The organism is Actinoplanes sp. NPDC051470 (assembly GCF_040682035.1).
GTDB lineage: Bacteria > Actinomycetota > Actinomycetes > Mycobacteriales > Micromonosporaceae > Actinoplanes.
Window position 1 is genome coordinate 257,121 of record NZ_JBFBAA010000012.1, and the last position, 14,870, is coordinate 271,990.

At 70.1% G+C, this 14,870-nt stretch carries 18 protein-coding genes; 13 read left to right on the top strand and 5 right to left on the bottom strand.

Going from position 1 to position 14,870, the window contains the following annotated elements; genetic code table 11:
- Positions 1 to 56: 56 nt before the first annotated feature.
- Positions 57 to 938 (top strand): phosphotransferase, encoded by an 882-nt coding sequence (locus AB0M54_RS22765; RefSeq protein ID WP_364473519.1) that lies wholly within the window; start codon positions 57 to 59, stop codon positions 936 to 938.
- Here the strand turns inward: AB0M54_RS22765 and bla are convergent.
- On the bottom strand, positions 924 to 1,748 hold the full coding sequence (gene bla / locus AB0M54_RS22770; protein WP_364473521.1) for a class A beta-lactamase: 825 nt from the start codon (positions 1,746 to 1,748) through the stop codon (positions 924 to 926). The genes AB0M54_RS22765 and bla overlap by 15 nt on opposite strands.
- An 83-nt stretch (positions 1,749 to 1,831) precedes the next feature.
- On the opposite strand from bla, the gene AB0M54_RS22775 reads away from it, so the two are divergent.
- Positions 1,832 to 2,659 (top strand): LysR family transcriptional regulator, encoded by an 828-nt coding sequence (locus tag AB0M54_RS22775; protein WP_364473523.1) that lies wholly within the window; start codon positions 1,832 to 1,834, stop codon positions 2,657 to 2,659.
- Entirely contained in the window at positions 2,656 to 3,558 is a 903-nt protein-coding gene (locus AB0M54_RS22780; RefSeq protein ID WP_364473525.1) for a serine hydrolase, read from the top strand. The genes AB0M54_RS22775 and AB0M54_RS22780 overlap by 4 nt, the downstream gene beginning before the upstream one ends.
- Before the next feature lie 53 nt (positions 3,559 to 3,611).
- On the opposite strand, the gene AB0M54_RS22785 is transcribed toward AB0M54_RS22780, so the two are convergent.
- Complete coding sequence (locus AB0M54_RS22785; RefSeq protein WP_364323767.1) at positions 3,612 to 3,740, bottom strand: hypothetical protein; 129 nt, start codon at positions 3,738 to 3,740, stop codon at positions 3,612 to 3,614.
- Between AB0M54_RS22785 and AB0M54_RS22790 the strand changes: the two genes are divergently transcribed.
- Entirely contained in the window at positions 3,739 to 4,080 is a 342-nt protein-coding gene (locus AB0M54_RS22790) for a hypothetical protein (RefSeq protein WP_364323769.1), read from the top strand. The genes AB0M54_RS22785 and AB0M54_RS22790 overlap by 2 nt on opposite strands.
- A gap of 1 nt (position 4,081) precedes the next feature.
- Here AB0M54_RS22790 and AB0M54_RS22795 read toward each other — a convergent pair whose 3' ends face one another.
- Both AB0M54_RS22795 and AB0M54_RS22800 read right to left on the bottom strand, forming a co-directional pair.
- Positions 4,082 to 4,816, bottom strand: a complete 735-nt coding sequence (locus AB0M54_RS22795; protein WP_364473527.1) for a Type 1 glutamine amidotransferase-like domain-containing protein — start codon at positions 4,814 to 4,816, stop codon at positions 4,082 to 4,084.
- A 248-nt stretch (positions 4,817 to 5,064) separates the two neighbouring features.
- Positions 5,065 to 5,832, bottom strand: coding sequence for a CAP domain-containing protein (locus AB0M54_RS22800; RefSeq protein ID WP_364473529.1), 768 nt, complete (start codon positions 5,830 to 5,832; stop codon positions 5,065 to 5,067).
- Positions 5,833 to 6,104: 272 nt separating this feature from the next.
- Here AB0M54_RS22800 and AB0M54_RS22805 point away from each other — a divergent pair, with 272 nt between their 5' ends.
- From AB0M54_RS22805 to AB0M54_RS22840, 8 genes are all read left to right on the top strand, one after another.
- On the top strand, positions 6,105 to 7,403 hold the full coding sequence (locus tag AB0M54_RS22805) for an ABC transporter substrate-binding protein (protein WP_364473531.1): 1,299 nt from the start codon (positions 6,105 to 6,107) through the stop codon (positions 7,401 to 7,403).
- Positions 7,400 to 8,200, top strand: a complete 801-nt coding sequence (locus AB0M54_RS22810) for a sugar ABC transporter permease (protein WP_364473533.1) — start codon at positions 7,400 to 7,402, stop codon at positions 8,198 to 8,200. The genes AB0M54_RS22805 and AB0M54_RS22810 overlap by 4 nt, the downstream gene beginning before the upstream one ends.
- Complete coding sequence (locus tag AB0M54_RS22815; protein ID WP_364473535.1) at positions 8,190 to 8,993, top strand: carbohydrate ABC transporter permease; 804 nt, start codon at positions 8,190 to 8,192, stop codon at positions 8,991 to 8,993. Before AB0M54_RS22810 ends, AB0M54_RS22815 begins: the two co-directional genes overlap by 11 nt.
- A complete protein-coding gene (locus AB0M54_RS22820; protein WP_364323783.1) occupies positions 8,990 to 10,027 on the top strand; it encodes an ABC transporter ATP-binding protein in 1,038 nt (345 codons plus the stop codon). Before AB0M54_RS22815 ends, AB0M54_RS22820 begins: the two co-directional genes overlap by 4 nt.
- Positions 10,028 to 10,063: 36 nt before the next feature.
- A complete protein-coding gene (locus tag AB0M54_RS22825; RefSeq protein ID WP_364473537.1) occupies positions 10,064 to 10,579 on the top strand; it encodes a hypothetical protein in 516 nt (171 codons plus the stop codon).
- 289 nt (positions 10,580 to 10,868) lie between these two features.
- Entirely contained in the window at positions 10,869 to 11,330 is a 462-nt protein-coding gene (locus AB0M54_RS22830) for a type II toxin-antitoxin system PemK/MazF family toxin (protein WP_364323789.1), read from the top strand.
- Positions 11,331 to 11,359: 29 nt separating this feature from the next.
- The gene (locus tag AB0M54_RS22835; RefSeq protein WP_364323791.1) at positions 11,360 to 11,926 is read left to right on the top strand and encodes a hypothetical protein; all 567 of its coding nucleotides are present in this window, start codon (positions 11,360 to 11,362) and stop codon (positions 11,924 to 11,926) included.
- Positions 11,919 to 12,551 carry a nucleoside monophosphate kinase gene (locus AB0M54_RS22840; RefSeq protein WP_364323793.1) on the top strand — a complete coding sequence of 211 codons (633 nt, stop codon included), beginning with the start codon at positions 11,919 to 11,921 and terminating at the stop codon, positions 12,549 to 12,551. Before AB0M54_RS22835 ends, AB0M54_RS22840 begins: the two co-directional genes overlap by 8 nt.
- Here AB0M54_RS22840 and AB0M54_RS22845 read toward each other — a convergent pair.
- On the bottom strand, positions 12,525 to 13,271 hold the full coding sequence (locus AB0M54_RS22845; RefSeq protein WP_364473539.1) for a UDP-galactose-lipid carrier transferase: 747 nt from the start codon (positions 13,269 to 13,271) through the stop codon (positions 12,525 to 12,527). The two genes, AB0M54_RS22840 and AB0M54_RS22845, sit on opposite strands and share 27 nt — an antisense overlap.
- Before the next feature lie 59 nt (positions 13,272 to 13,330).
- Here AB0M54_RS22845 and tyrS point away from each other — a divergent pair, with 59 nt between their 5' ends.
- Positions 13,331 to 14,590, top strand: coding sequence for a tyrosine--tRNA ligase (tyrS, locus tag AB0M54_RS22850; protein ID WP_364323797.1), 1,260 nt, complete (start codon positions 13,331 to 13,333; stop codon positions 14,588 to 14,590).
- Positions 14,591 to 14,870: the final 280 nt, after the last annotated feature.

Sequence of the window (14,870 nt, forward strand, 5' to 3'; positions counted from 1 at the left end):
GTCAGCGCGAGGATCGGCGCGGAGCTCCGGGCGGACGGCTCGCTAGCGTGTGGGGCGTGGAGGTTCCGGGGTGGGTTTCGGTGGTTTGTGGTGGGCGGGTGGCGGCCGGCGGGGATCAGCTGCGGTGCTGGGGGATCAGCGAGACGTGGCGCGTCCGGTGGGATGACGGGTCGACCGCGATCGTCAAGCGGGGCGCCGGGGAGGAAGCTCTGGCGCTCGATGTCTACGAGCAGCTGCTGATTCCGGGCGGGATCGCGGCGCCACGGCTGATCGCGTCGCATCGAGGGGACGGGTTTGTCGTCCTGATGTTCGAGGATGTCGGGCGGTTTTCGTTGGCGGAGCAGCCGTCCGAGGGCGGTTGGCTGGCGTCGGCCCGGTTGCTGGCGCGGCTCCGGCACGGGGCGCGGGGGCGGGTGGGCGCCGCCGGGCGGTTCCGGTTCGCGGCGGGCGAGATCTCTGACACGTGGGTGCGGGCCGGCGCCGCGCTCGCCGCGGTGCGACCGGATCTCGCCGGCGCCCTGGACGGTTGCGGGCCGTTGCTCGCGCCGAATTTCCGCCGGCTGGCCGGGACGGTTCCGGAGACGATCGTCCACGGCGACTTCGAGGCGAAGAACATCGTGCTGACCGGGGCCGGGCCCTGCGCGGTCGACTGGTCGTCCGCGCAGGTCGGCGCCCACCTCGGTGATCTGTACAGCCTGGTCCGCGAGGCGAAGCCGGCCGACGAACTGATCGCCGCCTACGCCGACGAGTGCGCCCGGCTCGGCGCGCCGGCGGCCGACCTGCGGTGGCAGCTCGCCCTGGGCGGGGTGGTGTGGACCCTGCGAGCATTGCGGTGGGTGCTCGAGGAGGGCATCCACGTGGTGCCGGAAATGCTCACATGGATCGATGAGCTGGTCGAGCGGGCCGGCAACGTCACCGAGGAGCTACGGGCGGCGTAGCTGGGCCAGGGCCAGCCTGGTCGCGTCGGCGATCAGCTTGTCGTCGGTCGCCGCGCCCGCGTCGTCGTGGGTGGTGAGCACGGTCAGCACGATCGGCGCGCCGGTCGGTGGCCAGAGGACGGCGATGTCGTTGCGCGTTCCGTACGCCGCGGTCCCGGTCTTGTCGCCGACCGTCCACCCGGCGGGTACCCCGGCCCGGATGGTGTTGTCGCCGGTGGTGTTCGCGCGCAGCCACGCGACCAGCTGTGCGTGATCCCGGGAGCAGCCCACGGCGTACGCCCGGAGGTCGGCCCCGAGCGCCCGCGGCGTGCTGGTGTCCCGCCGGTCGCCCGGGACCGCCGTGTTCAGGTCGGGCTCGATCCGGTCCACCGACGTCACCCGATCGCCGATCAACCGGAGTTCGCGCTCCAGCCCGTCCGGGCCGCCGAGCTCGCGGAACAGCAGGTTCCCGGCCGTGTTGTCGCTGACCGTGATGGCGGCCGACGCGATGTCGCCCAGCGGCATGCCCTCGTCCACGTGCAGCGAGGTGATCGGCGAGTAGTCGACCAGGTCGGCCCGCGTGTAGTGCACGATCCGGTCCAGGTCGGCGTCCGTCGTGTTGTCGAGCACGGCCGCCGCGGCCAGCGCTTTGAACGTGGACGCGTACGCGAATCGCTGGTCGGCTTGGTAGGTCACGGTCCGTCCGGTGCCGGTGTCCACGGCGTAGACGCCGAGCCGTGCGTCGTGGTCGGCCTCGAGGCCGGCGAACGTCGGCCCCGGCGCCACCCCGAGCGAGAGGACCAGACTGATCAGAGGTACGAGTGCGGTCATGCCGGAAACCCTGCCGGTGGCGTCGTCATGCCGTCCAAGACGAAAGCGGCACGTTCCATGCTGATCTGGCATAGTCGCCGCTCATGGACCTGGTCGCCGCGAGCCGCGCGTTCGTCGCCGTCGCCCGGCACGGCAGCTTCACCGTCGGCGCGGCCGCCATCCGCGTGCCGCAGTCGGTGGCCAGCCGCCGCGTCGCCGCGCTGGAGTCGCACCTGGGCGGCGACCTGCTCGACCGCACCAGCCGGGTGCTGACACTGACCGAGTTCGGCGCCGACCTGCTGCCCGCGGCGCGTCGCCTGGCCGACCTGGCCGACGCCCTGGAGCACGACGCCGAGCGGGCCCGGCGGCGCCCGTTCCGTCTGGCCGTGCCGGCCATCTGCCCGCCGCGGGAGCTGGCCCTGCTCGCCGCCGAGGCCCGCGAGCAGGGCCTCCACCTGGAGCTGTCGACGGCCGCGCCGGGGGAGGGCGCCGCCATCGCGCCGGTCCCGCCCGACGTGGCGACCTGGTCGGTGCCGCTGGGCCTGGCCGCGATGCGTGAGCCGGTCACCCACGTCGAGAACCTCAAGCATCGGGCGGGTACGGGGTTCCGCACGATCTGGATCCAGCCCGAGGACGACGTCCCGCACGTCCGGGACCGCCTGACCCGCCTCGGCGCGAGCGTCGGCCTGCGCCCGGCCCAGATCGTGCTGGCCACCTCGCTGGTGTCGGCGGCCGCGGAGGTGCTGTCCACCGAGGACCTGCTGCTGTGCTCGGCCGCGCAGGCCACCGACCTGGGGTTGCGATGGGGTCCGATCGGGGAGCTGACGCTGGCCCGTGGCTACGATGCGATCGCCGGGCCGCGCGCGACACTGGACCGCGTCCGGCGGTTGCTTCGGGGTCCGGTGGGACGTGCGTTGGGGGTTCCGTCGTGAGCACGGCACGGGTCTTCCGGGAGGCCCGAGAGGTCTTGGACGACGCCGGCCTGCGCGGCGGTTTCCTGGTGCGTGACCTGGATTCCGGCGAGGAGCTGGGGCTCGAGCCGGACGCGGTGTTCCCGGCGGCGTCCCTGATCAAGGTGCCGCTGGCGGTGGCCGTGCTGTCGCTGGGTGAACGCGGCGAGCTCGATCTCGCGGCGCCGGTGACCGTGCCGCCCGACCCGGTGGCGGCGCCGGGCCCGCCCGGGCTGATGCGGTTCCGCCATCCGGCCACGATCGCGGTCGAGGATCTGCTCTACCTGAGCGTGGCCCTGAGCGACAGCGTGGCCGCCGACGCGTTGTTCGCGCTGACGCCGCCCGCGGTGGTCGCCGACGAGCTGAGGCGGCTCGGCGTGGACGGGATCGCGGTCCGGCACCGCACGCTCGACCTGATGGACACGCCGGCCGAACACCTGCCCGCCGGCCACGCCCACCTCGCCCACGAATTGGCGATCGGCGCGGGCACGGCCGGGCAGGGTCATCCGGTGCCGCAACTGGACGTGAGCCGGGCCAACGCGGCGTCGGCGCGGGCGTTCACCGACCTGCTGTCGGCAATTTGGCGGCCGTCGAAGATCAGCGACTTCGCCGCCTCGCGGGTGCGCGAGCTGATGTCGTTCAACGTGCACCGGCAGCGGCTGGCGCCCGATCTCGCCTCGGACGCGTCCCGCTGGTCCTCCAAGACCGGCACGCTGCTGACCATGCGGCACGAGATGGGGGTGGTCGAACACGCGGACGGCTCGGCGTACGCGATCGTGGCCCTGACCGAATCGAGGGTGCCGGCCGTGGTCCAGCCCGCCGCGGAAGCCGCCATGGGCCGGGTGGCGCGCCTGTTCCGCGACCTGCTGCGCTCCTCCTAGGCCGGTTTCCGAACCGGCCAGGGCTGCGGCGTGGCCGGGTTGTCAACCCGGCCTCAGCAGCCGCCGCTGATCAGCCGCACCGCTTCCGCCTCGGTCAGGGCCGGGGCGGGCAGTGGATGCGCGGCGGGCGCCCGCAGCCCGTCCAGCACGAAGCCCAGGTGTCGCCGCCACCTGCCGGCCATGCTCGACCGCGGCGCCGGAGCGATCCTGCTGTCGACCGGCTTGAGCGGCCTGCGCCCCATGCCCATGCTGGGCAGCCTGGCCCCCGCCTCGGCGGCCATGCGCATGTACGGCCTGACGCTGCACGACTCGGTGGCCGCCGACGGCGTCTTCGTGGGCACGCTGACGATCGGCGGCCTGGTCGCCCGGGGCGAGATCCACCAGATGTTCAGCTCCCGGCCCGGCGGCGACGCCCTGGAGACGCTCGACCCCGACGCCATGGCCGACACCGCGTGGCAGATGGTCACCGCCCGCGGCCCGGCCGAGCACGTCTTCATCACGCCGAGCCTCGCCACGGTGTAGTTCAGGGCTGAAACAGCTTCCAGTTCCCCTCGGAGACGACCCGGGCCACCCCGTCGACCACGCAGATGGCGGTCTGGTCATCGATCGCATAGGTCGGAGCCGGAATCCGGGCCGCCCACTTCTCCGCGTTGGCCAGGGAGGCGTCCGGGTGGTGCTCGTGGTCCAGATGGGGAATCACCGCGAAGTCCACGAGCCCCGCCCCCTGCCCCGTGACCAGAATCCGGTCGACGTCCCCGTCCGGCGTACCGAACACGACGTTCTCCGACTCGAGCGGCCCACCGTTCCCCCGAGGCGGTTCAACATAGGTCTCGACAAACGTGGACGTGGCCGCGATGGCCCCCGCGCTGACCCCCACATATACCGCCTCGTCCCGCAGCGCGTGCAGCAGCCCGCCCAACCCCGACCGCCGCATCCACTCAGCCAGAAACAGCGGATCACCGCCCCAGACCAGCAGCGCGTCGGCTTCCCGGACCGCCGGCACCCAGGCCGCTTCATCAATGTGGGGCAACACCGTCAGTTCCAGAATCCCCAGCGATTTCCACCCCAGCCCCGCCAGCGACGCCGCCCCTTCACCGGCAATCGCCTTCCAGGCCATGGCCGGCCCGCCGGGAAAGGGATAGATGCCAGTCAGAACAATGAGCGCGCCGGCCTCTTCGATCGGTTTGCCCAGCAGCCCGACCAGCGCGTCACGAATGCTGTCGTTCGATACCCCGGACGAGGTGAGGAGTGCTCTCATGCCCTCACCTTGCCCCGCCCACGCACCCGGCGCATGTAGTACTCGCCGTGCGGGCGCCCTGTGGACAGTTCTCCAGAACGTCGATTTCGAGCGCTACGGTGACGCCCACCCAGTGATGGGCGGGGGAGGTGGCGGCGCGCGCGAGATGTCAACTTCGATTTCCGGCTCCGCGACGCCGCGCCCGGGGACGGCGGCGCTGCGCTCGGTAACAGCCGGGCCGCGCTCGGGAACGGCGCGGGCCGTCGCAGTCAGCCGACGAAGTCCTGCGTGAACCAGACCAGGCCGTCGTCGCGGGTCACGGCCAGGCCGATGCGCTTGAAGTCGCCGTTCAGGAGGTTCTTGCGGTGGCCGTCGTTGGGCGGGGTCTCGGCCAGCATGCTGTCGGTGATGCGGTTGGCGGCCTCGATGATCGCGGACCGGCTCGCGCCGCTGGAGCGGAAGCCGATGTTCTCGCCGGCCGTGCGGAACTGGACGCTCTGGTTGTTGAAGCGCGGGCCCAGGTCGGCCTCGCCTGAGCAGCGGTGGCTCAGGCCGCAGCCGTTGCTGAGCATGGCCTCGTTGTGCAGCTCGGAGGCCTTGGACAGGGTGGCGTCCAGGGTCAGGGCGCCGCGGCCCTCGTCGGCCCGGGCGGCGTTGATGTGGGCCAGGACCGCGTCCAGGACGGCGTCGCCGGTCGGCGGCACGTTCACCGTCGGGGCCTTGCGCTTCGGCTTCGACGACGTCGCCTTCGCCTTCGGGGAGGGCTTCTTCGGCGGGACGACCGGTCGGGGTTCGGCGGCCGGCGGCTTCGAGGCCGGCGAGGTGGTCGGCGCGGTGGTGGGCGCGGTGGTCGGCGGCGGGGCGGCCGACGACGGGTCGTCCTCAGGAAGAGCGGGTGGGGCGGGGGCGAGCTGGGCCGAGTTGGTGGCCTGGGTGTCGCCGGCGTGGCGCTGGAGGCCGGCGAACGTGAAGCCGGAGCCGATCACGACGGCGGTGGCGCCGGCGATCAGCAGGTGGGGGACGCGTGAGGTGGACACGGCGCCACTATTCGCGGACCCCGCGGCCGCGGCGCGACGGCACAGGAGTCCTTAAGGCTCCCCGCAGGCTGATCTAAGGGCTGTGAGCTGGTTGTTGCTTTGAAGGGTGACCTCGCACGGACCTGGAGCCCGCGGGAGCAAACGGTCTGGACCACGACGGACGCGGGCATATCCATCTCTTGGCTTTGATCTTGGTACGAAGCTCACAAGCTGACAAACCGCAGTGACGCCCATAGATTGATCCCCAACCGTCACGACGAAGGGGATCGGCGATGACGATTTCGCGCCGCGCTCTGCTGACCGCCCTGGCCGCCACTCCCGTGCTGAGCGCCTGCGGCGGCGTTTCGACCACCGGGACCACGGGTTCCGGCGGCATAACCCTGATGTCCAACCAGTTCAGCCCGGTCGAGGAGAAGCAGCGCTTCGAGCAGATCCTCAAGAAGGCCCCGGTGCCGGTGGCCTTCAACCAGGTCGAGACCGGCATCTTCGCCTCCACCCTGACCACCCAGGTGGCGGCCAAGAAGGTGCAGATCAGCGTGGCCGGCGCGCTGCACGGCGACCTGGCGCCGCACTCCGACCGGCTGACCGACCTCGACGACCTGCTCGGCACGCTGGGCGACCGGGGCTTCCCCCAGGAGCTCACCGACCTGGCCAAGCTGGGCGGCGGCACCACCAAGTACATCCCGTGGATGCAGGCCAGCTATGTGCTGGCGGTGAACAAGAAGGCGCTCGAGTGGCTGCCGTCCGGCGCCGACGTGCAGAAGCTGACCTACGACCAGCTGCTCGACTGGGCGACCAAGGGCCGGGCGGGCAACGGCGGCAAGCCGATCCTCGGCATCCCGGCCGGCGTGAAGGGCCTCTACCACCGGTTCTTCCAGGGCTTCCTGCTGCCGAGCTTCACCGGCGGGCAGATCACCACGTTCCGCAGCGCCGAGGCGGTCACCGCGTGGGAGTACATGAAGGAGCTGTGGGCGCAGACCGCGCGGGGCTCCACCAACTACGACAACCTGCAGGAGCCGTTGCAGCGGGGCGAGGTGCTGGTCGGTTTCGACCACGTGGCCCGGCTGGTCGGGGCGCCCGGTGACAAGCCGGATGATTGGCTGATGGTGCCGGCGCCGAGCGGGCCCAAGGGGCTGGGCTACATGCTGGTGCTGGCCGGTCTCGGCATCCCGCAGGGCGCGCCCGACGTGGCCAAGGCCAAGCAGGTGATCACCGCGCTGACCACGCCGGATGTGCAGCTCGAGGTGCTCAAGCAGAACGCGTTCTTCCCGGTCACCAACGCGCCGGTCCCGGCCGACCTGCCCGGCGCGGTCGGGCTCGCGCAGAAAGCGATCAAGGGCCAGCGGGAGGCGCCGAACGCGATTCTGTCGCTGCCCCCGGTCGGGCTCGGCGCGCGGGACGGTGAGGTCGGCCAGATCTTCAAGAACTGCTTCAAGGAGATCTGCCTGGACGGCAAGCCGGTCCGGCAGGTCCTCGACGCGCAGGCCACCGAGCTGAACAAGATCCTGGCCGAGCTGAAGATCCCGTGCTGGCAGCCCGACCCGGCCGGCGCGGAGTGCAAGGCCGGATGAAGAAGCTCTGGCTGATCCTGCCGTCGATCCTGTTCATGGCCGCGCTGTTCGCGTGGCCGCTGGTCAGCGGTGTGCTGCAGGCGTTCTCCGAGCCCGATTCGTTCAGCCGGATGGTCGACGACCCGTACTTCTGGGAGGCCGCCCGCAACACCGCCCTGCTCATCGTGGTGCTCATCCCGCTCCAGTTCGTGCTGGCCATCACCATGGCGCTGCTCCTGCGGGAGAAGCCCCGGCTGGCCGGGCTGCACTTCTACCTCTGGGTGGTGCCGCTGGCGATCAGCGACCTGGCCGCCGGGCTGGTGTGGCTGTCCATCTTCACCGATCGGGGCTACCTCAACTCGGTGCTCGATCATCTGGGGATCGACTCGTACGCGTGGCTGTCGGTGGAGAACCCGGGGACGATGTTCCTCGCCGTGCTGATCGCCGAGCTGTGGCGGGCCACCTCGCTGGTCTTCGTGATCGTGGTGGCCGGGCTGCAGAACGTGCCGCGCGACTACGACGAGGCGGCCGCGGTGCTCGGCGCGACCTACTGGCAGCGGGTCCGCCACGTGATCCTGCCCCAGTTGCGGCCCAGCCTGCAGGTGGCGCTGATCCTGCGGACGATCCTGGCCCTGGAGGCGTTCGCGGTGGCCCAGGCGCTGACCGGGCGCAGCTTCCCGCTGCTGGTCGGCGAGACCTACCAGTGGTACTACACGCTGCAGAACCCCAACGTGGCCACCGCGATCGCGCTGGTCGTGCTGATGCTGTCGATCGTGGCGTCGATCGGATACCTGAGGGTGATGCGCGGTGCTCGGTAAGCGCTGGGTGGTCCAGCTTCTGTGCGTACTCGTCTCGCTCTTCATGGCCGTGCCGATCTACCTCATCGCGCTGGCCGCGTTCACCAGCCGCGAGGCGCTCAACCAGTTCCCGCTGCCGCTGCTCCCGACCTCGTTGTCGGGCGAGACGATGGGTACGTTCCTGCGCTCCACCGGCATCGTCGGCGGCCTGATCAACTCGGTCACGATCGGGCTGAGCACGGTCGTGCTGGCGCTCGCGATCGGGTTGCCCGCCGGGTACGCGCTGGCCCGTTACGCCTTCCGCGGCAAGGACGTCTACCAGCTCGGCCTGCTGCTCACCCGGGCCCTGCCGATCGTGGTGCTGTCCGTCCCGCTCGGCCGCACGTTCCTCGACCTCGGGCTCTACGACACGTCGTACGGCGTGACCCTGCTGCACACCGCGCTCGCCCTGCCCACCACGATCCTGATCACCTCGGCCATCTTCCTGGGCGTCTCGCACGAGCAGGAGGAAGCGGCGATGATCTTCGGGGCGACCCCGCTGGCCGCGTTCGTCCGGGTGGTGCTGCCGCAGGCGCTGCCCGGGATCGCCGCCTCGGCCCTGTTCACCTTCGTGCTGTCCTGGAACGAGGTGCTCGGCGCCAGCATCCTGACCCTCGGCCGCCGCACGCTGCCCGCTCAGCTGCTGGCCACGCTGGCCGACTCGCCGCTGGCCTTCCGGTTCGCCGGCGGGCTGGCGCTGGTGCTGCCGGCGCTGATCTTCATCCTGATCGTGCGGCGCTATCTGCTCAACATGTGGGGGACGACGCTCCGATGAACGTGACCGTCAGCAACCTGGTGAAGACCTACCCGTCGGGCCACCGGCGGGCCACCGACAACATCTCGCTCTCGGTCGAGGACGGCGAGTTCCTGGTGCTGGTCGGCCCCAGCGGCTGCGGCAAGACGACGCTGCTGCGGATGGTCGCCGGCCTGGAGACCCCCGACTCGGGGACGGTCACCATCGGCGGGCGGGACGTCACCGCCCTGCCGGCCCGGGAGCGCGGGCTGTCGATGGTGTTCCAGTCGTACGCGATCTTCCCGCACCTCAAGGTCCGGCAGAACATCGGTTTCGGCCTGACCATGCGCAAGGTCCCGCCGGCCGAGTGGTCTTCTCGGGTCCAGCGGGCGGCGGAGCTGCTGGATCTCGGCGACTACCTCGATCGCTATCCGGCCCAGCTCTCCGGTGGCCAGCGGCAGCGGGTGGCCGTGGCCCGGGCCATCGTGGTGGACGCCGATGTGCTGCTGATGGACGAGCCGCTGTCCAACCTGGACGCCCTTCTGCGCATGCAGTTCCGGGCCGAGCTCAAGAAGATCGTCGGGCGGCTGGGTACGACCACCCTGTACGTCACGCACGACCAGGCCGAGGCGATGTCGCTCGGCGATCGGGTCGCGGTGATGCGCGACGGAACGATCGCCCAGCTGGGTACGCCGATGCAGGTGTACGCCGAGCCGGCCGAGCAGTTCGTCGGCGGTTTCCTCGGCGCGCCGCCGATGAACTTCTTCCCGGCTCTGGTCCGCGAAGGCCGCCTCGTCGTCGACGACGTCGCGTTCGACGGCGCCCCGGACGGCTGGGAGGACCGGAAGGTGCTGGTCGGCATCCGCGCCGAGAATGTCGGTGTCGACGGGGACATTCCGGGCGAGGTCGAGGTGGCCGAGCCCACCGGGGCGACCACCCTGCTGACCGTCCGGTGGGCCGGCGGCGAGCTCAAGGTCCAGACCGCGTCCGGCTTCACCGGGTCGTCCGTCGGCCTGACGTTCCCGCCGTCCGCGTTGCGATTCTTCGACCCGGACACATCTCTCGCCCTCCACTAGGGACATCCGTTGCCACTGTCACCTAGCGTGTAGGACGTGGACACGGATGCCGTCTTAGACCTGTTCGCCGTCGTCGTCGCGGTCGTCGCCCTGAGCGTCACCGCCCTGCTCGCCATCCGGCAGATGCGCACGTCCGCCGCCGGCTACGCCCTGCCCGTCGTGCTGCAGATGTTCGACCAGTTCCGCGGCGAGGAGTTCTTCGCCGCCCGCGAATACGTGCTGGACGTGCTGGCCAAGGAGTTCGATCCGCCGCTGCCGTTCCGCGACCTGCCGCCCGAGGTGCGCAGCCAGGTCCGCATGGTGGCCGGCCGCTACGACGACCTCGGCAAGCTGGTCGCCCACCGGGTCGTCGACCCCGAGCTGGTGATCGGCGGCAACGGCACCGCGATCCGCCAGGTGTGGGCCGCGGTGGCGCCCTTCGTCCGCCAGGAGCGCGCCGTCTACGGCACGGCCACCTGGATCTACCTGGAAGACCTCGCCAACCGAGCCCAGGCCATGCCCCCGCGCGACATCTACGCCAAGTTGGGCCTCCAGCACAGCGCCGAGCTGTAAATACCCAAGATCAAGAGCATGTCGTAGCTGGGTGGGTGGCACAGACCGTCGCTCCCGCCGAGGGTCGCTCCGCTCCACGTGCGTAATTGGTCACCCTTTCAAACCCGCACCGCCCGACATGCCGAACCACAAGGCTAGGCCGCGTACCCACCGCACCCACTTAGTCAACCCCGCGCAGGACCGCAGAGTCCTCCCCGCGCAATAAGGGCGGAGAGGCGGTCAAGTCGCCGGATGCCAGGGCTGCCACGCGTCGATGTCGGGATGCATCCGTCAACCGTAGAGTGCCTCCGTGGCCATCAACATCAGCGGCATCGCCAGGCGCGTCGCCGAGAAGCTCGCACCGGCGCGCAAGTCCGCGCCCAGGCACGTCCCGACGGCGGACCGCGGCCGGCGGGTCGAGTACGCCCCGAACCTGGACGGCGACGCCGATCCCGGCGAGATCGTCTGGACCTGGGTCAAGTACGAGGACGACCCGCGGCAGGGCAAGGACCGGCCGGTGCTCGTGGTCGGCCGTGACGGCCGTACCCTCCTGGGCCTGATGCTCTCCTCGCAGAGTGAGCGCGACGGCCAGCGCAACTGGTTCGGGCTCGGCCCGGGGTCGTGGGACCGCGAGAACCGGCCGAGCTGGGTCCGGCTCGACCGGGTGCTCGAGGTCGACGAGGACGGGATCCGCCGCGAGGGCGCCGTGCTCGACCAGCCGCGCTTCGATCAGGTGGCCGTCGAACTGCGCCGCGACTACGGCTGGGCATGATCACGAGAGCACTGGGTTAGTTTTGTCGTATGGAACAAGCGGACGTGATGGTCGGATTCGGTGGCAAACAGGCATGGATCGCCGTACGCGATGGTGACCCTTCATCGATCATCGCCGCGCTGGGCCTGCGTGACCTGGGGGAGATCCGCTGGCGCGACGGCATCGACCTGGCCCACCTGACCGACAACCGGGTGGCGGTCACCCCGCCGATCGACGGCTGGGCGCTGGCCGTCGGCCGCCGGTTCCTGGTCGCCACCCCCGACCTGCCGGCGCTGTCCAAGGAACTCGATACCGAGGTGCAGTTCTTCGCGACGCATCGGGTCACCGAGTCGCACCGCTGGCAGCGCGCCGCCCACGGTCAACTGATCAGGGCGTTCGGGTACGTCGGGCAGACCGGGGAGATCACCTCGTGGCACGGCGACCCTGACCCCGCCGAGCGTGACGCCGGGCTACCCGGCACCATGAACGACGACACCACCGTGCTGGTCGCCGAGCAAGACGTGCTCAGGGTCGCCGCTGCTTGGAGCGTCGACCCCACCACGATCGGCGGCCGCGTGGCACCGGGACCCCTGCGGATGGGATCTGTCGATGCGTAAGTACGTGATCATGGGTGTGCAGGGCAGCGGCAAGGGCACCCAGAGCAAGATGCTGTGTGCCGCGTACGAGATGGTGCACCTCAGCGTCGGCGACCTGTTCCGCTGGCACGTGCAGAACCACACCAAGCTCGGCGCCCAGGTCAAGCGGACCATGAACGCCGGCGAGCTGGTCGGCGACGACCAGGTGCAAGAGGTGGTCCGCTGGCGCCTCGACCAGCACGACTGGAACTACGGCTTCGTCATCGACGGGTTCCCGCGCAACGCCCGGCAGGCCGAGTTCTTCATGGAGTCGTACGACATCGACGCCGTCATCCACCTGGAGATCCCGGACGACGAGGTGCGCCGCCGGGTGCTCAGCCGCCGGCTCTGCCCGAACTGCGGCATGGACTACAACCTGATCGCCGACCGCCCGTCCGAGGAGGGTCGCTGCGACATCTGCGGCCACGAGCTGGTCACCCGGCCGGACGACACGCCCGAGGCGCTCGACGCCCGGCTCCGCGACTACCACGAGCAGACCCGGCCGGTGCTGGAGCTGTTCGGGCGCAAGGAGCCGGTCCTCAACATCGACGCGCGGCCGCCGGCTGACGACGTACAGGAATCAATCCGGAAGGTCCTCGGTCTTTAGCCGGGCCTCGATCGCCTCGCAGACCTTCTCGACCACCGCGAACCGGGCGTAGTGCTTGTCGTCGCCGGCGATCACATGCCACGGCGCCCAGGTCGGGTCGGTGCGCTCGAGCATCTCGTTGATCGCGATCTCGTAGGTCTCGCGCTTCTGCCGGTTCCGCCAGTCCTCGTCGGTCAGCTTCCACTGCTTGAGCGGGTCGTTCGAACGCTCCTCGAAGCGCCGTAGCTGCTCCTCCGGCGACACGTGCATCCAGAACTTGACGATGATCATGCCCTCGGCGACCAGGGTCCGTTCAAATTCCACGATCTCGTTGTACGCGCGGGACCACTGCTCCTTCGTCGCGAAGCCCTCGACCCGCTCGACCAGCACCCGGCCGTACCAGGACCGGTCGAACACGGCCATCCCGCCCCAGCCCGGCAGCTTGGGCCAGAACCGCCACAGGAAGTGGTGCCGCTTCTCGTCGTAGGTCGGGGCGGCGAACTGGGACACCCGGACGAACCGCGGGTCGAGCGGCGTTACCAGCCGCTTGATCGCGCCACCCTTCCCGGACGCGTCCCAGCCCTCGAAGACGCAGGTCAGCGGCGGTCCGATCGGGGTGTTGAGCTGACCGCCCAGGGTCAGCCGCAACCGGAGGAGACGCTGCTGCGCCTCGGCCAGGCGGGCGACCGCCTTCTTCTTGCTGATCTCGTACGGCGGCGCGGGGTTGACGAGGCGACTCATCGCCTCAGCATGGCGAAACCCGATGTGATCCGCACCTGGCCGTGCGCGACAATTCCCCGGTGACTTTCGTAGACGACCTGCAGTGGCGTGGCCTGATCCAAGACTCGACCGACCCGGAGACGCTCCGGCCGGCGCTCGACGACGGGCAGCTGACGTTCTATGTCGGCTTCGACCCGACCGCCGCCTCGCTGCACGTCGGGCACCTCATGCAGGTGCTCACCGCCCGCCGTCTCCAGCAGGCCGGCCACCGCCCGTTGCTGCTGGTCGGCGGGGCCACCGGTCAGATCGGCGACCCGCGGGAGTCGAGCGAGCGCACGCTCAACCCGCCCGAGGTCGTGGCCGAGTGGGTGCAGCGGATCCGCGACCAGCTCGCGCCCTTCCTGTCGTACCAGGGTGAGAATGCCGCGACCCTGGTCAACAACCTGGACTGGACCGGGCCGACCTCGGTGATCGAGTTCCTGCGCGACGTCGGCAAGCACTTCCCGGTCAACAAGATGCTGGCCCGCGACGTGGTGCGCAACCGGCTGGAGAGCGGCATCAGCTTCACCGAGTTCAGCTACCAGCTGCTCCAGGCCAACGACTTCTACGAGCTCCATCAGCGGCATGGGTGCGGGCTCCAGTTCGGCGGGTCCGACCAGTGGGGCAACATCACGGCGGGGGTCGACTTTGTCCGCCGCCGGGGCGCCGGGCCGGTGCACGCGTTCACGACACCGCTCGTGCTCAAGGCGGACGGCACGAAGTTCGGCAAGAGCGAGGGCGGTTCGGTCTGGCTCGACCCGGCGATGACCTCGGCGTACGCGTTCTACCAGTTCTGGATCAACGCCGACGACAAGGACATCTCGAACTACCTCCGCTACTTCTCGTTCCAGTCCCGCGCCTCGCTCGAAGCGCTGGAGGAGGAGGCGGTCGCCAAACCTCAGCTTCGCTCCGCTCAGAAGGCTTTGGCGTACGAGCTGACGTCGCTGGTCCACGGCGTTGCTGAGGCCGATCAGGCCGTGGCGGCGTCGCAGGCGCTGTTCGGGCGTGGTGCTCTGGCGGATCTGTCTTCCTCGACCCTGCGTGCCGCGTTGTCCGAGGCCGGTCTGGTGTCGGTGCCGGCGTCGTCGCTGGCCGTCGGCCAGCTTCTGCAGCTCGCCGGCCTCGCGAAGAGTGGGGGAGAGGCGCGGCGGACGGTGGCCGAAGGTGGGGCATACGTGAACAACGAGCGCGTTACCGACGCCGAGGCTCTCGTTCCCGCTTCCGCTCTGTTGCATGGGCGCTACCTGGTGTTGCGGAAGGGCAAGCGAACGTTTGCCGGCGTCGAGGTTCTGCCCTCCTGAAACGCGTTTTCCCAGGTCGGGGGCCTGTGACCGCGGTCGCAGCCCCCCGATTTGGAGCCCCGGGAAACCCCATGTAATGTTCTCTCTGCCACCAGGGAAACGGGCGAGCCGCGGAGGGTAAAACCACTGCAGCGGCCGTCCTGGAGGTCACCCCGAGGATCTAGCCTTTAAATGAGGCTGATAACTTGGTGTGTGGTTGTTCTTTGAGAACTCAACAGGGTGCTTGATAAGCCAGTGCCAATTTATGGCGAGGTTTTGTTTTGCCTCGCGATTCCTTTGG